A 22,215-nucleotide genomic window follows, 5' to 3' on the forward strand; every position below is an offset into this window, starting at 1 on the left:
CTATCGACAGTGAGAAGAGGACAGATGAGCGACTCAGGGACCGGCACGATCCACGACGTGATCATCGTCGGATCCGGCCCGGCCGGGTACACCGCGGCGGTCTACGCAGCGCGTGCCGAGTTGGCGCCGGTCGTGTTCGAGGGAACCCAGTTCGGCGGCGCACTGATGACCACCACCGAGGTCGAGAATTTCCCCGGCTTCCAGAGCGGCATCCAGGGCCCCGCCCTGATGGACGAGATGCGTGAGCAGGCACTGCGATTCGGCACCGACCTCCGCATGGAGGACGTCGACGCACTCCGGTTGACCGGCGACATCAAAGAGGTCGAGGTGGCCGGCGATGTCTACCGCAGCCACGCCGTGATCCTCGCGATGGGCGCGGCCGCCCGTTACCTCGACATCCCCGGCGAGGCCGAACTGCTCGGACGCGGCGTCTCGGCGTGCGCGACCTGCGACGGCTTCTTCTTCAAGGACCAGGACATCGCCGTCATCGGCGGTGGTGACTCCGCGATGGAGGAGGCGACCTTCCTCACCAAGTTCGCGCGCTCGGTCACCCTCGTGCACCGTCGCGAGGAGTTCCGCGCGTCGAAGATCATGCTCGAGAGGGCCAAGGCCAACGACAAGATCCGTTTCGTCACCAACGCCGCCGTCACCGGTGTGCGCGGTGAGGGATCGGTCAGCGGCATCGACCTCCTCGACACCGTCACCGGCGAGACCCGGGTTCTCGAGGTGACCGGCATGTTCGTCGCGATCGGTCACGACCCGCGCAGCGCGCTCGTCGCCGGCCAGGTCGACCTCGACGAGGACGGATACGTGCAGGTCGAGGGCCGGACCACTGCAACCTCGATCCCCGGCGTGTTCGCGTGCGGCGACCTCGTCGACCATCGCTACCGGCAGGCCATCACCGCGGCCGGTACCGGATGTAGTGCGTCCATCGACGCCGAGCGCTGGTTGGCCGACCGCGCCGACGCCGCCTTCCCCGTCGAGGCCGACGCGGCCGTCGGATCCCTCGCCTGAGGGCTTCGGACACAATTTTCTTCACTCCACACACGTCTCACTAGGAGGACACAATGGGTGCAAACACAGTGGTCGTCACCGACGACACATTCAAGACCGAGGTGCTCGGCTCCGACAAGCCGGTTCTGGTCGACTTCTGGGCCACCTGGTGCGGCCCGTGCAAGATGGTCGCCCCCGTCCTCGAGGAGATCGCGGCCGACAATGGTGACAAGCTCACCATCGCCAAGCTCGATGTCGACGAGAACCCGGGTGTCGCACGGGATTTCAAGATCATGTCGATCCCGACCATGATCCTGTTCCAGAACGGTGAGCCCGTGAAGACGATCGTCGGCGCCAAGGGCAAGGCCGCGCTCCTGCGCGAGCTCGACGGCGTCATCGGCACGCCTGCCTGACACCGAGAAACATGTCGCCGACGCCGGGACGAACAGTCCCGGCGTCGTCGTGTCCGGGTCCGTGGTGGCGCGCCGCCGCGGACGCTCCTGCGGTGGGTGACGTGTCGCTCATATTGGCTCCGGAGCCACAGACCTGAGAGACTTCAGTGTCGGCCCACGGGTGTGCACCACCCGCGGACCGCAACAGATCAGATCAGCATGGCGAGAAAGGCTCAGTGCAATGCCGTTGTACCGCCTGGGCGACCGAGGCTCGGCCGTCGCCGAGATTCGCGCCATCCTCGCTGCTCAAGGGCTGCTGGCCGACTCGTCCGCATCGTCGTCGGAGCCCCCCGCGGGCAACGGATGGACCGCGCCGGAGACCGAGTTCGACCTGGCCACCGATCACGCGGTGCGCGCATTCCAGCAGAACCGCGGCCTGATCGTCGACGGCATCGTCGGACCCGCCACGTACCGCGTCCTGCGCGAGGCGTCCTACAGCCTCGGCGCACGCATCCTGGCCTACCGGCTCTCGGCCCCCATGCACGGCGACGACGTCGCCACCCTGCAATCCCGCCTCGGCATCCTCGGGTACTACACCGGCCTCGTCGACGGCCAGTTCGGCGCCGTCACCCACAACGCGCTGTGCTCGTACCAGAGCGAGTACGGCATGACCCCCGACGGCATCTGCGGGCCCGGCACGTTGCGGTCGCTGCAACATCTGGGTACCCGCGTCACCGGTGGATCCGCCCACGCCATCCGTGAGGAGGAGGGGCTGCGCAGTTCAGGCCCTCGACTCACCGGCAAACGCATCGTCATCGACCCCGGCTTCGGGATCCCCGACGATTACGTCGACGCCGCCACCGCGGACCTCGAGACCCGCATCCTGTGGGATCTCGCACGACTCGTCGAGGGGCGAATGGCCGCAGCGGGCATGGAGACCTTCCCGTCCCGTTCCGCCGCGGACAACCCCGATGACGCCGACCGCGCCCGCGTCGCCAACAGCTACGGCGCCGACCTGGTCATCGCATTGCGCTGCGGCCGCTACAAGAACGCCAACGCCAACGGGACCGCGAGCTTCTACTTCGGCAACGCCCACGGATCGGCATCGACCATCGGCCGCTCGCTGTCCGGGTTCATCCAGCGCGAGATCGTCGCCCGGACCGGCCTCAAGGACTGCCGCACCCACGAGCGCACCTGGGACATCCTGCGACTCACACAGATGCCGGTCGCCCAGATCGACGTCGGCTACATCACCAACCCCGGCGACGCCGCCGCACTGGCCGACCCGCAGACACGCGACGTCATCGCCGACGCGATCCTTGTCGCCGTGAAGCGCCTCTACCTGCTCGGCGAGAACGACCAGCCGACCGGCACGTACACGTTCGCCGATCTGCTCGCCTCCGAGCAGATCGCTCGCTGACCCTTCATCGGTCGCGGTGACGCCCCACCGGCGTCGCCACCCTCTCACGCTCTCGGCCCGGCACATCGATCGCCGCCATCACGATCAGTCCCTGCAGCGCACTCTCGACGGCAGACTTCCACCCGAGGCCCTCGTCCAACTCGAGCCGGAACCGTGGGAACCGCGGATGCGATGCGACGAGGTCGAAGCCGGAGTCCTTCAGGAAGTGCGCGTCGATCATGCACCCCGGACACAGCGACGCCTGCGGGTCGGGTCGTCCGCCGGCCGTGCGACGAGCGGTCGCCGGGTGTTCGGTGCCGCCATCGGAGCGCACGATGCCGAACGCCTCGACCGCACGGACGCCGCGTTGGATCAGGTCACCGATGACGCTGTCGATCAGCATCTCGGCTGTTCCCGCGAATCCGGCGTCGACGCGTAGCGACGTCAACAGCACGGCGTCGGCGCTGACCGGCGAGGTCGGGAAGAGTCGGGCGCGGGGGACACGTCCGGGCGGTGCGTAGAAGGCCGTACCGATCGCGCGGCCGGTCGTCGATTCCACCGCGACCTGAGCGCACTTGCCCCAGTCGAGCATGACCATCGAGACCCATGCCTCTTTGTCGAACTCGCTGTCGATCACGTATCCGCTGTCGGCTCCCGGGATGACGGCCGGATCGACCTCCCAGAAGATGCACTGTCGGACGTGGGGGGGCAACGCGTCGAATCCGTCGAGCCGGAGGGGGTGAATCGAGATTCCCACGGCGTCAGAGTTCTCTGCTCGGACCCGACCGCGGTGCGCAGTCGGTAGTGAACAGCAAATCCATTGGAGCACAACCTGTCTCGAAGGAAATGGTACGTCGCTGACGTTCTGCTGTCACAGTGACGTTTCACCCCCTAGCGGTCCCTCGTGAAAAATCGCGCTAAACGGAAGCATTTTTCGCGACGAGGTCCACGATACGTTCGAGGTCTTGCACGGTGGCGAACTCGACGACAATTTTGCCCTTTTGCTTGCCCATCGACACCGTCACGCGGGTGTCGAGTCGGTCCGACAGTCGCTCGGCGACGTCGCGGAGTCCGGGCATCTGCATCGGTTTGCGCTTGCGAGCCGGTGATTGGTCGCCTGCCGGACCGTCGTGGTTGGCCAGCGTCACGGCCTCCTCGGTCGCCCGCACCGACATCCCCTCGGCGACGATCCGCGCGGCGAGTGCCTCCTGGGCGTCGCTCCCGGCCTCGAGGGAGAGGATGGCCCGCGCGTGCCCGGCCGACAGCACGCCGGCGGCCACCCGCCGTTGAACCGCGATCGGGAGCTTCAGCAGCCGGATCATGTTCGTCACGACGGGGCGCGATCGTCCGAGCTTCACGGCCAACTGGTCGTGCGTGACACCGAACTCCTCGAGCAACTGCTGGTACGCCGCCGCCTCTTCCAGCGGGTTGAGCTGGACGCGGTGGATGTTCTCCAGGAGGGCATCGCGGAGCATGTCCTCGTCGGGCGTCTCCCGGACGATCGTGGGGATCGCGGTCAGGCCGGCTTCCTGGCTGGCGCGCCACCGGCGCTCACCCATGACCAGTTGGTAGCGGACGTCGCCCACGGGGGAGGGGAGTCGACGCACCACGATGGGCTGCATGAGCCCGAACTCGCGGATCGAGTGCACCAGTTCGGCGAGTGCCTCCTCGTCGAACGCCGTCCGTGGCTGCTGCGGGTTCGGCTGGATCTCCAGGGGCGGGATCTCGCGGTAGACCGCACCGACGTCGGTCAGCGACTCCTCGGGAACATCGGTGACGTTGTCGGGCGCGGGGCGCGGAGTCGTGCGCGCCTCACCGAGAACGACATCGGCGGCGGCGTTACCCAACCGCGGGCCCTCGTCGGGTCCGGTCGGAATCAGGGCGGCGAGGCCGCGGCCGAGTCCGCCTTTGCGCTGGGTCATCGGTTCTGCCCTTCCTGTCCGGCGCGCTCGGCACGCATGCCGAGTTCACGGCCGGCGTCGAGATAACTCATGGCTCCACGTGAACCCGGGTCGTATTCGATGATCGTCATGCCGAAGCCGGGCGCCTCGGACACCTTCACGCTCCGGGGGATGACGGTCGTCAGCACCTTGTCGCCGAAGTGACGTCGGACCTCGTCGGCGACCTGGTCGGCAAGTTTGGTGCGTCCGTCGTACATCGTCAGCAGAACCGTCGACACCCACAGGTGCTTGTTCAGATGCGCCTGCACCAGCTCGATGTTGGACAGCAACTGCCCGACACCCTCGAGTGCGTAGTACTCGCACTGGATGGGGATGAGCACCTCACGGGCGGCGACCATCGCGTTGACCGTCAACAGGCCCAGCGACGGCGGGCAGTCGATGATCACGTAGTCGATGTCGTTGTCGCGGATGGTCTCGAGATCGAGTGCGTTCCGCAGGCGCGTCTCGCGCGCCACCATCGACACCAGTTCGATCTCGGCGCCCGCGAGATCCAGCGTTGCGGGGACACAGAACAACCGCTCGTGGGCCGGGCTCCGCTGCATCGCCTGCGCCAGGGTGATCTCGCCCAGTAGCAACTCGTACACCGAGTTCACGTCGGGGTCGCGGTGGTCGATGCCCAGCGCTGTGCTCGCGTTGCCCTGCGGGTCCAGATCGATCACGAGGACACCGAGTCCGTGCAGAGCGAGAGCAGCGGCGATGTTGACCGACGTCGTGGTCTTACCGACGCCGCCCTTCTGGTTAGCGACCGTGATGATGCGGGGTTCGCGGGGGCGGGGGAGTTGTCCGGCCCCGCCGGGCGTCAGCACCTGGCTGGCCCGTTCAGCGGCCGCAGCGATCGGGGTGTCGAAGTACTTGGCCGTTGTTTCACGTGAAACCGGGTCGGAGGTTTCACGTGAAACCATGCCGTCCGAGCTCCCAGCTGGACTGTCCGGTGCACCCTGCGCCACAGCGATTCTCCTTCGCGCCCGCTTGCCCATCAATGTATTGCCGCTCTACTTCCTCGACGATGCTCGCCACGAGACCCACCACTGCGCCTCGCTGAGCCGAACCTTCCGCACTCGCTCATCGGCGGCGTGACGACGGACTACGAAGTCTGCCGCGGATGATGGTGGTCGGTACCGCAAGAGTATCGGTCCCACACGACTCCACGCGCAGGTCGGTCAGTCCGAGCTTGCCGACCTCCGCCTTGTGGGTGGAGATCTCGTCCGCAGCCGACGAACCCTTGATCGCGATCAGTTCACCGTCGGGTCGGATGAGGGGGAGTGACCATCGTGCGAGCCGGTCCAGGGGAGCGACGGCCCGCGATGTGACGACATCGGACAGACCGATCTCGGCCCGTACGGCCTTCTCCTCCGCGCGTCCACGAATCACGCGGATGGGCAGCGACAGCTGCTCGACCACCTCGGTCAGAAAGGTGTGGCGACGGAGGAGAGGCTCGACGAGAGTGATGGACAGATCCGGCCGGGCGAGCGCCAACGGGATACCGGGGAGTCCGGCTCCGCTCCCGATGTCCACGATGGTCGACCCCTCCGCGATCGACTCACCCATCACGGCACAGTTCAGGATGTGCCGGACCCACAGCCGGTCCACTTCTCGTGGACCGATCAACCCACGCTCGACACCGGCGTCGGCCAGGATCTCGCGATACTGTCGGGCGACTGGCGCGCCGTCACCGAACACCGCCGCGACAGCGGCAGCGACCTCGCTCTGGCCGATTTCCTCATCAGGTTTCACGTGAAACATCATCCCCTAATCACACGGTTGGCATTCACCACCGGGGATGCACCGCACCCCGGATACGACAAAGTCCCGGGGTCACCGGGACTTTGTCGTCGAACTGATTCGTGGTCGAGCTACTGCTTGATGACCACCACGCGCCGACGGGGCTCGACACCCTCGCTCTCGCTGATGACGCCGTCCACGGCGGCGACCGCGTCGTGCACGATCTTCCGCTCGAAGGGGGTCATCGGCTCGAGCTCCTCGCGACCACCGTTGTCGAGGACGCGCTGCGCGACCTCGCCGCCGAGGATGGACAGGCGCTCCCGGCGGTCCGCACGCCAGCGGGCGACGTCCAACATCAAACGGCTGCGATCACCCGTCGTCTGCTGGACGGCGAGGCGGGTCAGTTCCTGAAGAGCATCGAGCACCTCTCCGTTCTTGCCGACGAGCTTGCCGAGATCCGATCCGCCGTCGATGCTGACGATCGCGCGGTCGCCGTCGACGTCGAGGTCGATGTCCCCGTCGAAGTCGAGGACGTCGAGGAGCTGCTCGAGGTAGTCACCGGCGACCTCGCCCTCCTCGACCAGACGATCATCCGTGCCGCCCTCGGCGTCATCGGACTCCGGCGCCTCGTCCGCGTCGGGCGTCGTGGTGTCCACGTCGGTCTGATCGACTGCCTCGTTCTGCTCGGCCGTCGTCTCGTCGGTCTCTGCGACGTCCACGTCGCTCGTGTCTGCGGTCATTCTCATCACCTTTGATCGTGTGTTCGTTCGTGAAGGGGGCAACCGCGTCGAGGGCGGTGCCGTGGCCCCGCGGTCAGCGGGGCAGGACTGCGTGGGTCAGCGTCGCTTCTTGCGGCGCGCGGTGTTGGAGCCGGCCGCGCCGGTCCTACCTCCCGCACCCGATGGCTTCTGTCCCGGGCGAGGCGTCTTGGCAGCGGGCTGCTTCGTCGCCGTCTGTTTCGCCTTGTTCTGCGCGCCGCCACCGTTCGTCTCCGCGTTCACCGCGGGTATCTCGCCCGAGGTGGGGGAGGAGCCCTTGGTCAGATTCGGGGTCGAGCCGTTCGCCGAGCCGTTCGCCGAGCCGTTGGCCGAAGTGCCGTTCGCCCCGCCGTTCGCGGACCCATCCGAGCCGGCCTTCTTCTTGGCACGCTCGGGACGAGCACCCGGCTTGGGCGCGTTGGCCTTCAGCTTCTCCTGCTTGGCCGCCTTCTTCGCCTCGTCTTCCTTCTCGATGCGATTGAAGACGATGTGCTGCTGGCCGTAGGTCCACAGGTTGTTGCTCACCCAGTAGAGAAGGATCGCGACGGGGAAGAACGCACCCGACACCAGGATGCCCAGGGGGAAGACGTACAGCGCGAGCTTGTTCATGATCGCGGTCTGCGGGTTCTCCAGAGCTGCGGCACCCTGTCGGGCCACCGATGCACGCGAGTTCATGTGAGTGGCGATCGAGGACACGATCACCAGCGGGATCACCAGATAGATGATGTGGGCGCGCGTGAAGTCGATGACACCGTCGGCACTGAACGCCACCCACTCGGACTTCGGCTGCGAGATGGCCGCCGAGAGCGGAACACCGAACAGACGCGCGTCGAGAAAGTTCTGCACCTGGTCCGCGCTGAAGAAGTAGTTGCCCGTCGATCGGGTCTCGGCCGCGGTCATGCCGAGCTGTCCGAAACCGGTACCCATCCGGTTGAACGACCGGAGTACGTGGAACAGACCGATGAACACCGGGATCTGCGCGAGCATCGGCAGGCAGCCCAGGAGCGGGTTGAACCCGTGCTCCTTCTGCAGCTTCTGCATCTCCTCGGTCATCTTCACGCGATCCTTGGCGTACTTCTTGCGGATCGCCTGCAGCTGCGGCTGGATCTCCTGCATCTGCCGCGTGGTGCGGATCTGCTTCACGAACGGCTTGTAGAGGATCGCGCGGAGTGTGAAGACGAGAAAGATCACCGACAGTGCCCACGCGACACCGCTGCCACCGGGGGAGTCGGGGAGGATGTGGCTGAACACCCATTGCCAGACCCACATGATTCCCGAGACCGGGTAGTAGATGAAGTTGAGCACGGTGTCAGGTACTCCTCACTGCGTCATCAGACGCACTTGTTGTCTCGCGTCGCCGGACGCGTAGGTGTGTGGCGTCCGCGGCCGCGGCGTCCGTTCGCTCTCCATGGTGCCCTGATCTCTCGGGCACCGGGTCGTACCCGGGTTTGTGCCAGGGGCCGCACTTGGCCAGACGCACCACCGACAACGCTCCGCCGCGGACCGCACCCCACTGGGTCACCGCCTCGACGGCGTAGGCACTACAGGTGGGCTCGAACCGGCAGGACGGGAGTCGGGTGGGTGAGATCCAGGTGCGATACAGCTCGATCAGGAAGACCAGGGCGCGTCGCGGAAAGGCCGTCACACTCATGACGGCACCGTCGCGCGCAGCCCCGATTTACCGAGAGCAGAAGAAAGTTGTTGCGCCAGAACGTCACTCGACACATTCGCCGAGGACGGCAGCGCTCGGATGACCACGGTGGAGGCCGTGTCCACGCCGACGAGGGCGGAGGCTCCCGCAGCGCGGAGGCGACGGGCCACTGCATGTCGGGTCACGGCGTCACCCACGGCCTTGCTGACGATCAGACCGACACGGGGACCACCGAACTCGACGACATCGAGCCGCACGTCACGATTGTCCGGCCATTCGGTCGGAGTGATCAGCACGTAGGTCATCAGATCAGTGCGACGCACCCGCACACCGTGACGCAGGGTGCGGGTGAACTCGGATCCTCTGCTGATCCGCTGGTGACGTGCGAGCACTGTGACGACGACCGCGGAAGAACGCGGGAACGCCCGCGTCTCCCGTCGAGGTCAGGCAGTCAGGCTCGAGCGGCCCTTGCGGCGCCGGGTGTTGACGATCGCCCGGCCGGCGCGCGTACGCATCCGGAGACGGAAACCGTGCACGCGTGCACGACGACGAACGTTGGGCTGGTAGGTCCGCTTTCCCTTGGCCACGACTGAACTCCTCGTTATCGGGGCACCGGGAGCATTACGCTCTCAAGACACCCATTACCTGGTGGTTTGCTTGCCGCGGCTCGTCGATCTCACGCACATCGGCACATGGACGACCGACACCTCGGCGACCGTTCGAGAGTACTTATCGCAAGTTCACTGGTCAAACCGCGATCGACCCGCGCACGCACCCTCCACCGCGCGGATCCGATCCGCCGCGACACGCCGACGACACGACGGTCCTCGACTTTCGTTCGAAATCGTGTGCCCGAATCTGTTGAGACCCGCCGCGGGCTCTGTTAGCTTCTGACGAGCACGCGTTCGACGGCACCGTTCCGAGTCGATTTCGCAGACCGGTTCCAGGCTCGGGTACTGCCCGATGGCCGGTATTCAAGCAGCTGTGCACAACTGTGGATAACCGTGTGGACAAACCCGTTGCGGTACGCGACGATGGCGACCGCGGTTGCGCATGTCGGCGGTGCCGCACAGCCGGGAGGGGCGTTGTCGATGGGGTCCGATCGCGACACGTTCGGTGAGATCTGGCAGCGGGTCATCGTCGACCTCGGTGCCGACACCGGAACCGACGACACGCTCACACGTCAGCAAAAGGCCTGGTTGTCGCTGGTCCAGCCGCTGACCCTGGCCGAGGGCTTCGCGCTGTTGGCCGTGCCTACCGCATTCGTCCAGGAGCAAATCGAGCGCACCCTGCGTGAGCCCATCCGTACCTCCCTGAGCCGTCACCTCGGCATGGAGGTCGACCTCGGGGTCCGGATCGCGCCGACCCCCGATGTGCCCGTCGGAGTGCCGGCCGCACCCGCCGCCATCGAGGTCGCGGCCTCCCTGGACACCCTTCCCGACACTTTCGCCGACCGCCGCGACAGCTCGGAGTACCACTCCGAGAACGGTCGTATCGACGCCGGCGGACCGCACGGATCGCCCGACCACCGCAGGGTCGACGGAGAGTGGTCGACCTACTTCAACGCGTCCACCCCGGGTGAGCCGAGCAGCCTGAATCCGAAGTACACCTTCGACACGTTCGTCATCGGGGCGTCGAACCGGTTCGCGCACGCCGCCGCGGTCGCCATCTCCGAGGCGCCGGCCCGTGCCTACAACCCGTTGTTCATCTGGGGTGAGTCCGGACTCGGCAAGACCCACCTGCTGCACGCGGCCGGTCACTACGCCCAGCGGTTGTTCCCCGGGATGCGCGTCAAGTACGTCTCCACCGAGGAGTTCACCAACGACTTCATCAACTCTCTCCGTGACGATCGCCGCGTGGCCTTCAAGCGTCGGTATCGCGACGTCGATGTCCTGCTCGTCGACGACATCCAGTTCCTCGAGGGCAAAGAGGGCATCCAGGAGGAGTTCTTCCACACCTTCAACACCCTGCACAACGCCAACAAGCAGATCGTGGTGTCCTCGGACCGCCCGCCCAAGCAGTTGGCGACCCTCGAGGACCGGCTCCGGACACGGTTCGAGTGGGGCCTGATCACCGATGTCCAGCCTCCTGAGCTGGAGACCCGCATCGCGATCCTGCGCAAGAAGGCGCAGATGGACAACCTGCAGGTACCCGCCGAGGTCCTCGAGCTCATCGCGTCGAAGATCGAGCGCAACATCCGTGAGCTCGAGGGCGCGCTGATCCGGGTCACCGCGTTCGCGTCGCTGAACAACGCCGAACTGAACCTCGCCCTGGCCGAGATCGTCCTGCAGGCCCTGCTGCCCGATTCCGGCAGCGTGGAGATCAACGCGCCGGCGATCCTGGCGATCACCGCCGAGTACTTCGAGATCAGTGTCGACGAGCTGCGTGGGCCCGGCAAGACCCGGTCGATCGCGCAGGCCCGTCAGATCTCGATGTACCTGTGCCGTGAACTGACCGATCTGTCGCTACCGAAGATCGGCGAGACGTTCGACCGCGACCACACCACCGTGATGTACGCCGACAAGAAGATCCGCAAGGAGATGGCCGAGCGCCGCAAGGTGTACGACCATGTCCAGGAACTCACTGCGCGCATCAAACAGCGCGCCCGTCGCTGAGCACCGATCCCCGCACCCGCCGCTGTGTCGGCCATTCTCTCGACCTCACATCGAGGCCTCGAAGGGGCAATCGGACGACCGGAACAGTCGTTCACCGTCGCTCCCCAGCTGTGGATAACTCGGTGGATAACTCCGTCAGCCTGTGTACCGACGGTGGACCGAGATGAACGGACTCTGACGTGTACACAACGTGTGACCGATCTCCGGTGATCTGTCCACGTCCGGTCCACAGCGTCGCGTGCGGTCCCACGTGCGCCGACCACACCCTGTGCACAGTTTCCACAGGACCTATTACTACTGAGAATTTATCTCTTTCAATAGTCTTTAAAAGCAGGAGTGTGGACAGATCGTTCGTCCACACCGCCGGTGAGAACGCTTCCGTCACCAGCCGTTACAAGCTCCACCCGTTTACCCCCGCGGGGCGCCTTCCGTTCTAGAGTGGAGACCCACCGGTTCACGCAGGACTCGCACACCATCGAAGGGCAGTCGACGCTATGGAGGATCGGACCGATATGGAGGGTCGATCGCAGTGAAGTTCCGCGTGACTCGCGATGAATTCGCAGAGTCGGTTGCCTGGGTTGCTCGCAGTCTGCCCAGCCGTCCGCCCGTTCCCGTCCTCGGTTGTGTAGTCCTCACCGCCGGCGACAAGGGCCTGACGGTCTCCGGGTTCGACTACGAGGTCTCGGCCCAGGTCGATCTCTCGGCCGAGGTCGCCGACGAGGGCCGCGTCCTGGTCTCGGGCAAGTTGTTGGCCGACATCACCCGGTCCCTGCCCGCCAAGCCGGTCGACGTGAGTCTCGACGGAACCCGCGTGGCCATCGCCTGCGGCAGCTCGCGGTTCTCGCTGCCGACGATGCCGGTCGAGGACTACCCCTCGCTCCCCGAGGTGCCGCCGATCACCGGCAGCATCCCGACCGAGCTGTTCGCCGAGGCGATCACCCAGGTCGCCATCGCGGCGGGTCGGGACGACACCCTGCCGATGCTGACCGGCATCCGCGTCGAGATCGAGAACGACACCGTGGTCCTCGCCGCCACCGACCGATTCCGACTCGCGGTGCGCGAGCTGACCTGGGAGCCGACCTCGGGTGACACCGCGGCTGTCCTGGTCCCGGCGAAGACGTTGTCCGAGTCGGCCAAGTCGGCCGGAGCCGAGGGTGGCGCCGCCATCTCCCTGGCTCTCGGCTCGGCGGGCAGCATCGGTGCGGAGGGTCTGCTCGGCATCCTCGGACACGGACGCCAGACCACCACCCGTCTGCTCGACGCGGAGTTCCCGAAGTTCCGTCAGCTGCTGCCGCCGTCGCACACCTCGATGGCGACCGTCGACATCGCGCCGCTGACCGACGCCATCAAGCGTGTCGCCTTGGTCGCCGAGCGCGGCGCCCAGGTGCGGATGGAGTTCACCGAGGGATCGGTGCTGCTCACCGCCGGCGGTGACGACGCGGGCAAGGCCGAGGAGGAAGTTCCGGTCTCGTTCCACGGTGAGCCGCTGACCATCGCGTTCAACCCCGGCTACCTGCTCGACGGACTGGCCGCATTGCACACCACTGCAGTCGATTTCGGTTTCACCACCCCGAGCCGACCCGCTGTGCTGCGACCGTCGACCGGTGAGCCGCCCCAGGCCGACGACTCCGGTGCGTACGCCGCTCCTAGCAGCGCGTTCACCTACCTGCTGATGCCGGTCCGACTGCCGGGATGATCCCGCGTCGGTGATCGTCGTCCCCGATCGTTCTCAGCGCCGAGAACCCACCTCCATACATCCGCGAGAGGAATCACCATGCAACTCGGCTTGATCGGGCTCGGCAAGATGGGCGCAAACATGCGTTCGCGCCTCAAGAAGTTCGACCACGAGGTCATCGGCTACGACCCGCGTCCCGAGGTGACCGACGTCGCCTCGCTGGCCGATCTCGCGTCTGCCCTCGAGGCGCCCCGGGTCGTGTGGGTCATGGTCCCGTCGGGAGCGCCCACGCGGGAGACCGTCGAGAAGCTCGCCGAGGTGCTGTCGCAGGGTGACCTCGTGATCGACGGTGGCAACTCGCGCTACACCGACGACGCTGTCCACGCAGAACTGCTGGACTCCAAGGGAATCGGCTACCTCGACTGCGGTGTCTCCGGCGGTGTCTGGGGTCTGGAGAACGGCTACGGGCTGATGGCCGGTGGTGCCGCGGCCGACGTCGAGAAGGCGATGCCGATCTTCGACGCACTGCGTCCGCCCGGCGAGCGGGCCGACGGCTTCGTCCACGCAGGCCCGGTCGGTGCCGGTCACTACGCGAAGATGGTGCACAACGGTATCGAGTACGGCCTGATGCACGCCTACGGCGAGGGATACGAACTGTTGTCCGCCGAGCCGCTCATCGACGACGTCGAGGGCACGCTGCGCGCATGGACCCACGGAACGGTCATCCGCTCCTGGCTGCTCGACCTCCTGGTCAAGGCGCTGCAGGAAGATCCCGGCCTCACCGAGATCTCCGATTACACAACTGATTCCGGTGAGGGACGGTGGACCGTCGAGGAGGCGATCCGTCACTCGGTACCGGCGAACGTCATCTCCGCTGCTCTCTTCGCACGCTTCGCGTCCCGTCAGGAGGGTGGTTCACCGACGCTCAAGGCGGTGTCCGCTCTGCGCAACCAGTTCGGTGGGCACGCGGTCAAGCCCTCGCAGCACCAGTGACCTCGGGCACTGGGTAGGTGTACGTCCGGACGCTGCGTCTGCGCGACTTCCGGTCGTGGCAGGAGGTGCGCGTCGATCTCGATCCGGAGCCGACCATCTTCGTGGGGCGCAACGGTTTCGGCAAGACCAACCTCGTCGAGTCGCTGAACTACCTCTCCACCCTCCGGTCTCATCGGGTCAGCAACGACGCGGCGCTGGTCCGTACCGGATGTGAGACCGCGACGGCGTCCGCGACGGTGATCAACGCCGGACGCGAGCTGACGGTGGAACTCCAGATCACGCCCGGTCGTAGCAACCGGGCCTCGGTGAACGGCGCCCCGTCCCGCCGACCGCGCGACATCGTGGGCATCCTGCGCACGGTGATGTTCGCGCCGGAGGATCTCGCTCTGGTCCGGGGTGATCCAGCCGATCGACGACGGTTCGTCGACGAGCTCGCCGCGTTGGCGGGGCCACGGATGGTCGCTGCCCGTGCCGATTACGACCGCGTCCTACGTCAGCGGTCGGCTCTGTTGAAGACCGCCGCGTCCGCGATGCGCTCGGGTGGTGATTCCGCGGCGTCGGTGATCAGCACCCTCGACGTGTGGGACACCCAGTTGGCGCAGTTCGGTGCGCAGGTGACCGCAGGACGTATCGATGTGCTCAACAATTTGAGACCGTTTGTGCAACAGGAGTACTCGACGTTGGCCCCCGCGTCCCGACCGATCGACCTGCGTTATCGGGCGGTGGTCGGTGACGAGGTGTTGCCCGCGGCCGATGCACCGGCCGACGAGGAGTACATCGAGGCCGTGCTGTTGCACAGTCTCGCCGCGGCGCGCGGCAAGGAGATCGATCGCGGGGTGTGCCTGATCGGTCCGCACCGTGATGACATCGACATCACCCTGGCCGGTCAGATCGCCAAAGGTTTTGCCAGTCATGGCGAATCGTGGTCCCTGGCACTGGCGATGCGCCTGGGTTCGGTGGAGTTGATCCGTTCTGACGGTGCTGAGCCGGTGGTGCTGCTCGACGATGTGTTCGCCGAACTCGACGCCGCCCGGCGCGCTGCGCTGTCGACGTTCGCCCAGTCGGTGGAGCAGGTGATCATCACCGCGGCGGTCGCCGATGACATCCCGCCTGCGATCGGCGGTCGGCGGGTCGCGGTGGCGGTGCGGGACGACGGCGACGGTGGGCGGCTCTCGCATCTCGTCGACGACGCTGCGCCGAGCGCGGATGCGGTCGATGATGGACCGGGACTCGAACCACACGACGACGAGGGGGAGGCTCCATGACCGGCGACTCCGGCTCGCAGGATTCGTCTGATCCGTCGGGTGCCGCCCCGGCAGGCTACGAACTCGCCCGCAAGGCTCTCGAGGACGCGCGGTCCGCGGCGCGGGCGGCGGGCAAGTCGGTCGGGCAGGGCCGGTCGTCGCCGACCCGTCGCAGAACACGGCGCACCGGATGGTCGGGTGCGGGTCCCGACGAACGTGATCCCCAACCGCTGGGCCGTCTCGCCGGCGGCATCGCGCGCAGTCGCGGCTGGCAGCCGAAGATCGGGGAGGGAACGGTGTTCGGTGCCTGGGCGCAGATCGTCGGGCCCGACATCGCGGGTCACGCCGAGCCCACTGTGTTGCGCGACAAGGTCCTGCACATCACGGCCGAGTCGACCGCCTGGGCGACCCAACTGCGGTTGATCCAGGCACAGATCCTCGCGAAGATCGCGGCGCAGGTCGGAAACGGCGTGGTCACGACCCTGCGCATCACCGGACCCAAGGCTCCGTCCTGGCGAAAGGGAGACCGACACGTCTCCGGACGGGGTCCTCGCGACACCTATGGATGACCGGGAGACGGAACCGTCCGCGCACAGGCCACGTCAGAAGGCTGGAGAAACGCCGTAGAGGTGCCCGGAGCTGGGTTCGTACAAACGGGACTGGGTTGAGTCGAGAAATCCGGCCTGTGAGCGCGTCAGCGGCCCCGGATACCCATTTCCGGTCGATTGAGGCAGTAGTATGGAACGAGTGCCCGACGGGCATCTCGAACATGCGCGAAGCAGTACCGGCGAGGACAAGGAGCGGACACCACTCGTGGCCGACAGCAACGAACCCACTGACAACCCGACGCCTGCGGACGCGGTCCCGGCCAAGAAGGCGACCCGCCCCGCTGCCAAGAAGGCAGCCCCCAAGGACTACGGCGCCGACTCGATCAGCATCCTCGAAGGACTCGAGGCGGTACGTAAACGACCCGGCATGTACATCGGTTCCACCGGTGAGCGGGGTCTACACCACCTGATCTGGGAGGTCGTGGACAACTCGGTCGACGAGGCGATGGCCGGCCACGCAAGCAAGGTCGACGTCAAACTGCTCGCCAACGGCGGGGTCGAGGTCATCGACGACGGCCGCGGCATCCCGGTCGAGATGCACAAGACCGGTGTCCCGACGGTCGAGGTCGTCATGACGCAGCTGCACGCGGGCGGCAAGTTCGACTCCGACTCCTACGCGGTGTCCGGCGGACTCCACGGGGTCGGTATCTCGGTGGTCAACGCACTCTCGACAAAGGTCGAGCTCGAGATCGCTCGCGACGGCTTCCACTGGTCGCAGACCTACAACTACGCCAAGCCGGCAGAGCTGGTGAAGGGCTCGGCGACCCGGAAGAAGGGCACCACCACCCGGTTCTGGGCGGACCCGGAGATCTTCGAGACGGTCGACTACAGCTTCGAGACCATCTCACGACGTCTGCAGGAGATGGCGTTCCTCAACAAGGGACTGACCATCACGCTGACCGACGAGCGGCCGAAGCAGATCGGCAACGACAGCCTCGACGTCGAGACCGCCGACGCCCCGCGCAGTCAGTCCGAGCTCGACGAGGACGCCGCGGCCGAGGTCTCCGACGTGATCGAGATCGCCGACACCGCAGGCGAAGCCGTGACCAAGGAGGTCGCAGGCAAGCCCCGCGTCCGCACCTACCACTACCCCGGTGGCCTGGAAGACTATGTGGCGCATCTGAACCGGACCAAGAGCGCCATCCACAACTCGATCGTCGCTTTCACCGCGAAGGGCACCGGGCACGAGCTCGAGGTGGCGATGCAGTGGAACGCAGGCTATTCCGAGTCGGTGCACACGTTCGCCAACACCATCAACACCCATGAGGGCGGCACCCACGAGGAGGGCTTCCGTTCGGCACTGACCAGTACGGTCAACAAGTACGCGTTGGACAAGAAGCTTCTCAAGGAGAAAGACGGGAAGCTCACCGGCGACGACATCCGTGAGGGTCTCGCGGCGGTGATCTCGGTGCGGGTCTCCGACCCCCAGTTCGAGGGTCAGACCAAGACAAAACTCGGCAACACCGAGGTGAAGAGCTTCGTGCAGAAGGTCGCCAACGAGCACCTGTCGCACTGGCTGGAGTCCAATCCCGCCGAGGCGAAGATCATCATCAACAAGGCGGTCGGTTCCGCGCAGGCCCGCATGGCCGCGCGCAAGGCGCGAGAGTTGGTGCGGCGCAAGAGCGCAACCGACATCGGAGGCCTGCCCGGCAAGCTCGCGGACTGCCGCAGCAACGATCCGGGCAAGTGCGAGGTCTACATCGTGGAGGGCGACTCGGCCGGCGGCAGCGCCAAGTCGGGACGCGACTCGATGTACCAGGCGATCCTGCCGATCCGCGGAAAGATCATCAACGTCGAGAAGGCCCGCATCGACCGTGTTCTCAAGAACACCGAGGTGCAGTCCATCATCACCGCGTTCGGTACCGGCATCCACGACGAGTTCGACCTGGCCAAGCTGCGCTACCACAAGATCGTGCTGATGGCCGACGCCGACGTCGACGGGCAGCACATCTCGACCCTGCTGCTCACCCTGCTGTTCCGCTTCATGCGCCCGCTGGTCGAGCACGGTCACGTGTACCTCGCGCAGCCGCCGCTGTTCAAGCTCAAGTGGCAGAAGGGCGCCGCACCGGAGTTCGCCTACTCCGACCGCGAGCGCGACGGCCTGCTCGAGGCCGGCCGCGTCGCCGGCAAGAAGATCAACACCGAAGACGGCATCCAGCGCTACAAGGGTCTCGGCGAGATGAACGCAAAAGAGCTGTGGGAGACCACGATGGACCCCTCGGTGCGTGTGCTGCGCCAGGTGACCCTCGACGACGCCGCCGCGGCCGACGAACTGTTCAGCGTTCTCATGGGTGAGGACGTCGTGGCCCGCCGCAGCTTCATCGCCCGCAACGCCCGGGACGTCCGCTTCCTCGACGTGTGAGCGCGGCGCACGTGCGCCGTCTCCGCTGTCGATGTGACCAGAAGAAAGTGATCCAATCATGACCGACACCACCCTGCCGCCGGGCGGTACCACCGACTCCTCCGGTGGCGACCGGATCGAACCCGTCGACATCCAGCAGGAGATGCAGCGCAGCTACATCGACTACGCGATGAGCGTCATCGTGGGTCGTGCTCTGCCCGAGGTGCGTGACGGTCTCAAGCCGGTGCACCGTCGCCTGCTCTACGCGATGGGCGACGCCGGGTTCCGGCCGGATCGCAGCTACGTCAAGTGCGCCAAGCCCGTTGCCGAGACCATGGGCAACTACCACCCGCACGGCGACACCGCGATCTACGACGCGCTGGTGCGTCTCGCGCAGCCGTGGTCGATGCGATACCCGCTGATCGACGGCCAGGGCAACTTCGGTTCGCGCGGCGACGACGGTGCGGCGGCCATGCGCTACACCGAGGCACGTCTGACGCCTCTGGCGATGGAGATGCTCCGTGACATCGACGAGGAGACAGTCGATTTCACGCCGAACTACGACGGCAAGACGATGGAGCCGACGGTTCTGCCGAGCCGTGTCCCCAACCTGCTGATCAACGGCTCCGGTGGTATCGCGGTCGGTATGGCGACGAACATGCCGCCGCACAACCTCAACGAGGTTGCCGCAGCGGTGTTCTGGGCTCTCGACAACCACGAGGCCGACGAGGAGTCGACCCTCGCGGCGTGCATGGCGGCCATCCAGGGACCTGACTTCCCGACGTCGGGGCTCATCGTCGGGACGCAGGGCATCCACGACGCCTACACCACCGGTCGCGGCAGCATCCGCATGCGCGGCGTGGTCAACATCGAGGAGTCGTCGACCGGCGCCACCATCCTCGTGATCACCGAACTCCCGTACCAGGTGAACCCCGACCGGATGATCGTCTCGATCGCCGAACAGGTCAACGACGGAAAACTCAAGGGCATCAGCCGCATCGAGGATCAGTCCTCGGACCGCGTGGGCATGCAGATCGTCGTCACGCTCAAGCGCGACGCGGTCGCCAAGGTCGTGCTGAACAACCTCTACAAGCACAGCCAGCTGCAGACCAGCTTCGGCGCCAACATGCTGTCGATCGTCGACGGCGTACCGCGTACCCTGCGCCTCGACCAGATGATCCGCTACTACGTCGCGCACCAGATCGACGTCATCATCCGGCGGACGCGGTACCGGTTGCGCAAGGCCGAGGAACGCGCACATCTGCTGCGCGGCTACGTGAAGGCGCTCGACGCGCTCGACGAGGTCATCGCCCTGATCCGCGCGTCGGCCAACACCGAAGAGGCCCGTACGGGACTGATCGGTCTGCTCGACGTCGACGAGATCCAGGCCGACGCGATCCTCGCCATGCAGCTCCGCCGGCTCTCGGCCCTGGAGCGTCAGAAGATCGTCGACGAACTCGCCGAGATCGAGCGCGAGATCGCCGACTACCAGGACATCCTCGCCCGCCCGGAACGCCAGCGCGCCATCGTGCGCGATGAGCTCACCGAGGTCGTCGAGAAGTTCGGTGACGAGCGTCGTACCCGCATCATCCCGGCCGACGGCGACGTCGCCGACGAGGACCTGATCGCCCGCGAGGACGTGGTGGTCACCATCACCGAGACCGGCTACGCGAAGCGGACCAAGACCGATCTCTACCGCAGCCAGCGACGCGGCGGCAAGGGTGTGCAGGGTGCCGGCCTCAAGCAGGACGACATCGTCCGGCACTTCTTCGTCTGCTCCACCCACGACTGGATCCTGTTCTTCACCACCAAGGGTCGGGTCTACCGGGCCAAGGCCTACGAGCTGCCCGAGGCGAACCGCACCGCACGTGGTCAGCACGTCGCGAATCTGCTGGCCTTCCAGCCGGAGGAGCGCATCGCCCAGGTCATCCAGATCAAGAGCTACGAGGACGCGCCGTATCTGGTGCTGGCCACCCTCGGCGGTCTGGTGAAGAAGTCGCGTCTGGTCGACTTCGACTCGAGCCGCTCCGGCGGCATCATCGCGGTCAACCTCCGCGGCGAGGACGAGTTGGTCGGCGCGCAGCTGTGCAGCTCGTCGGACGACCTGCTCCTGGTGTCCAAGCACGGCCAGTCCATCCGTTTCAGCGCCACCGACGACGCATTGCGTCCGATGGGCAGGCAGACCTCGGGTGTGCAGGGCATGCGATTCAACGACGACGATCAGCTCCTGTCGCTCAACGTCGTCGCCGAGGGAACGTATCTGCTGGTCGCGACCGCGGGTGGCTACGCCAAGCGCACCGCGATGGACGACTACCCGGTGCAGGGCCGCGGCGGCAAGGGGGTGCTGACCATCCAGTACGACCGACGCCGAGGCGAGCTGGTGGGCGCGCTGATCGTCGACGACACCAGCGAGGTCTACGCGATCACCTCCGGCGGTGGCGTGATCCGGACGCTCGCGAAACAGGTCCGTAAGGCAGGGCGCCAAACCAAGGGCGTCCGCCTGATGAACCTGGACGAAGGAACTACGCTCTTGGCTATCGCCCGGAACGCCGACGAGCCCGACGAGGTCGAGGGCGGCCCGGCGGCCGGTAGCTGAGCGTTTCCATCCAGCACGTCACACGAGGTGAAGGAAAGTAGTTGAGCACACCCAACGAGCCCGAGGGGTCGCCGCGATCGGGACCCGGTACCACCGACCGGCCCGAGGGGAGCGACTCCAACGGTGTCGCGGCCCGTCCCGCCGAGAACGGCGGACAGGACAACGGGGGTGCTCCGGCCGACGCGACGCCTCGTCGCGACCCCGGTCTCGACGACGCTCCGCGCGCCGGATCGGGGACCGGTCCGGGAGGGATGCCGCCGTGGCAGCGGGTCGGCAACCAGCGTCCGCCCACCGGCGGACCGGTGCAGCAGAACCAGCCCGGCGCGCCGAACCAGCCCGTGCAGCCGAATCAGCCGGGACCGTCCGGCCCGCCGCCGCAGCAGGGACAGGGGCAGCCGAACGGCGCGCCCAAGCGCCCGCTGGTGACCGGATCGGCGGTCAACCGGGCGGCAGCCTCGTCGGACCAGTCGACGACCCGCGCGCCCATCGCGAAGCTCGACTCCGACGGCAACACCGCGCGGGACTCGGCGCAGGAACCGTCCAAGGGACGTAATTCGTTGACCGGCAAGGTGATCGACGGACCGACACGCAACATCGACCGGAACAACCTGCCGGAGGATCTGCCCGATCTCGACGCGATCCATCACCCGACCGGCGGTCAGCAGACCGATTCCGGTGTGCCGCCGGTGCGCCCGGTGGAGACGTTCTCCGCGGGCCCGCGCGGAGCCTTGCGGGCCGCGGTGCAGCTGCGCCGGATCGACCCGTGGTCGACGTTCAAGATCTCCTCGGTCCTCGCGATCGCCCTGTTCCTGATCTGGATGATCGCCATCGGCGTCCTGTACGTGATCCTCGACGGGATGGGCGTGTGGGATCAGCTGAACGGTTCGTTCGGCGACCTGGTGTCCAGCGACTCGTCGACCGACACCTCGTTCCAGATCACCGCGGGCACCGTGTTCGGTGTCGCGGCGTTGGTGGGTGCGGTGTACGTCGTCGTGTTCACGGCGCTGACCACGGTCGGTGCGTTCATCTACAACATGAGTGCCGACCTCGTGGGCGGCGTCGAAGTGACGCTCGCCGATCGGGATTGACCTGTCGTTTTCGGTGGCCGGACCCCGCTGTTTTGTTTCTGGAGGGGACAGTCCGGTAACCTTTTGACGGTTCACGGGCCTATAGCTCAGGCGGTTAGAGCACTTCGCTGATAACGAAGGGGTCGGAGGTTCAAGTCCTCCTAGGCCCACGTGGGAAAGATCGCGTTGATCGTGATCGG

The 22,215-nt window shown here is 66.5% G+C and carries 20 protein-coding genes and 1 tRNA gene; 12 read left to right on the top strand and 9 right to left on the bottom strand.

The window, feature by feature from the left end; translation table 11 throughout:
* The first annotated feature begins 24 nt into the window (after positions 1-24).
* The 3 genes from trxB to LX13_RS09680 all read left to right on the top strand — a co-directional run bounded on the left by trxB (position 25) and on the right by LX13_RS09680 (position 2,805).
* Complete coding sequence (gene trxB / locus LX13_RS09670) at positions 25-1,014, top strand: thioredoxin-disulfide reductase (RefSeq protein ID WP_253661125.1); 990 nt, start codon at positions 25-27, stop codon at positions 1,012-1,014.
* A gap of 53 nt (positions 1,015-1,067) precedes the next feature.
* The gene (trxA, locus tag LX13_RS09675) at positions 1,068-1,406 is read left to right on the top strand and encodes a thioredoxin (protein WP_253661126.1); all 339 of its coding nucleotides are present in this window, start codon (positions 1,068-1,070) and stop codon (positions 1,404-1,406) included.
* Positions 1,407-1,626: 220 nt separating this feature from the next.
* Positions 1,627-2,805 carry an N-acetylmuramoyl-L-alanine amidase gene (locus LX13_RS09680; protein WP_253661127.1) on the top strand — a complete coding sequence of 393 codons (1,179 nt, stop codon included), beginning with the start codon at positions 1,627-1,629 and terminating at the stop codon, positions 2,803-2,805.
* Positions 2,806-2,809: 4 nt separating this feature from the next.
* On the opposite strand, the gene LX13_RS09685 is transcribed toward LX13_RS09680, so the two are convergent.
* From LX13_RS09685 to rpmH, 9 genes are all read right to left on the bottom strand, one after another.
* The gene (locus LX13_RS09685; protein WP_253661128.1) at positions 2,810-3,541 is read right to left on the bottom strand and encodes a hypothetical protein; all 732 of its coding nucleotides are present in this window, start codon (positions 3,539-3,541) and stop codon (positions 2,810-2,812) included.
* Between the two features lie 160 nt (positions 3,542-3,701).
* Positions 3,702-4,706, bottom strand: coding sequence for a ParB/RepB/Spo0J family partition protein (locus LX13_RS09690; RefSeq protein ID WP_253661129.1), 1,005 nt, complete (start codon positions 4,704-4,706; stop codon positions 3,702-3,704).
* On the bottom strand, positions 4,703-5,647 hold the full coding sequence (locus tag LX13_RS09695; protein ID WP_253661130.1) for a ParA family protein: 945 nt from the start codon (positions 5,645-5,647) through the stop codon (positions 4,703-4,705). Before LX13_RS09695 ends, LX13_RS09690 begins: the two co-directional genes overlap by 4 nt.
* Before the next feature lie 160 nt (positions 5,648-5,807).
* A complete protein-coding gene (gene rsmG / locus LX13_RS09700; RefSeq protein ID WP_253661799.1) occupies positions 5,808-6,488 on the bottom strand; it encodes a 16S rRNA (guanine(527)-N(7))-methyltransferase RsmG in 681 nt (226 codons plus the stop codon).
* Positions 6,489-6,598: 110 nt separating this feature from the next.
* Complete coding sequence (locus LX13_RS09705) at positions 6,599-7,207, bottom strand: Jag family protein (RefSeq protein WP_253661131.1); 609 nt, start codon at positions 7,205-7,207, stop codon at positions 6,599-6,601.
* Between the two features lie 96 nt (positions 7,208-7,303).
* Positions 7,304-8,530: a membrane protein insertase YidC gene (gene yidC, locus LX13_RS09710; RefSeq protein WP_253661132.1), complete on the bottom strand. Its 1,227-nt coding sequence runs from the start codon at positions 8,528-8,530 to the stop codon at positions 7,304-7,306.
* Between the two features lie 4 nt (positions 8,531-8,534).
* A complete protein-coding gene (gene yidD, locus LX13_RS09715) occupies positions 8,535-8,876 on the bottom strand; it encodes a membrane protein insertion efficiency factor YidD (RefSeq protein WP_253661133.1) in 342 nt (113 codons plus the stop codon).
* Entirely contained in the window at positions 8,873-9,268 is a 396-nt protein-coding gene (gene rnpA, locus LX13_RS09720) for a ribonuclease P protein component (protein ID WP_253661134.1), read from the bottom strand. The genes yidD and rnpA overlap by 4 nt, the downstream gene beginning before the upstream one ends.
* Positions 9,269-9,319: 51 nt before the next feature.
* Positions 9,320-9,463: a 50S ribosomal protein L34 gene (gene rpmH / locus LX13_RS09725; protein ID WP_188487522.1), complete on the bottom strand. Its 144-nt coding sequence runs from the start codon at positions 9,461-9,463 to the stop codon at positions 9,320-9,322.
* Between the two features lie 504 nt (positions 9,464-9,967).
* Here rpmH and dnaA point away from each other — a divergent pair.
* The 9 genes from dnaA to LX13_RS09770 all read left to right on the top strand — a co-directional run bounded on the left by dnaA (position 9,968) and on the right by LX13_RS09770 (position 22,185).
* A complete protein-coding gene (dnaA, locus tag LX13_RS09730) occupies positions 9,968-11,491 on the top strand; it encodes a chromosomal replication initiator protein DnaA (protein ID WP_253661800.1) in 1,524 nt (507 codons plus the stop codon).
* Between the two features lie 529 nt (positions 11,492-12,020).
* Positions 12,021-13,187, top strand: a complete 1,167-nt coding sequence (gene dnaN / locus LX13_RS09735) for a DNA polymerase III subunit beta (protein ID WP_253661135.1) — start codon at positions 12,021-12,023, stop codon at positions 13,185-13,187.
* A 78-nt stretch (positions 13,188-13,265) separates the two neighbouring features.
* Positions 13,266-14,159, top strand: a complete 894-nt coding sequence (gnd, locus tag LX13_RS09740) for a phosphogluconate dehydrogenase (NAD(+)-dependent, decarboxylating) (RefSeq protein WP_253661136.1) — start codon at positions 13,266-13,268, stop codon at positions 14,157-14,159.
* A 17-nt stretch (positions 14,160-14,176) separates the two neighbouring features.
* Positions 14,177-15,424: a DNA replication/repair protein RecF gene (recF, locus tag LX13_RS09745; RefSeq protein WP_253661137.1), complete on the top strand. Its 1,248-nt coding sequence runs from the start codon at positions 14,177-14,179 to the stop codon at positions 15,422-15,424.
* Positions 15,421-15,972, top strand: a complete 552-nt coding sequence (locus tag LX13_RS09750) for a DUF721 family protein (protein ID WP_253661138.1) — start codon at positions 15,421-15,423, stop codon at positions 15,970-15,972. The genes recF and LX13_RS09750 overlap by 4 nt, the downstream gene beginning before the upstream one ends.
* Before the next feature lie 361 nt (positions 15,973-16,333).
* Positions 16,334-18,373, top strand: a complete 2,040-nt coding sequence (gene gyrB / locus LX13_RS09755) for a DNA topoisomerase (ATP-hydrolyzing) subunit B (RefSeq protein ID WP_253661801.1) — start codon at positions 16,334-16,336, stop codon at positions 18,371-18,373.
* 58 nt (positions 18,374-18,431) lie between these two features.
* Positions 18,432-20,948 (top strand): DNA gyrase subunit A, encoded by a 2,517-nt coding sequence (gene gyrA / locus LX13_RS09760; protein WP_253661139.1) that lies wholly within the window; start codon positions 18,432-18,434, stop codon positions 20,946-20,948.
* 41 nt (positions 20,949-20,989) lie between these two features.
* The gene (locus tag LX13_RS09765; RefSeq protein ID WP_253661140.1) at positions 20,990-22,036 is read left to right on the top strand and encodes a DUF3566 domain-containing protein; all 1,047 of its coding nucleotides are present in this window, start codon (positions 20,990-20,992) and stop codon (positions 22,034-22,036) included.
* A gap of 75 nt (positions 22,037-22,111) precedes the next feature.
* A tRNA-Ile gene (locus tag LX13_RS09770) sits at positions 22,112-22,185 on the top strand.
* Positions 22,186-22,215 lie beyond the last annotated feature (30 nt).

Origin of the sequence: Williamsia maris (genome assembly GCF_024171815.1) — a bacterium.
Classification (GTDB): Bacteria; Actinomycetota; Actinomycetes; order Mycobacteriales; family Mycobacteriaceae; genus Williamsia_A; species Williamsia_A maris.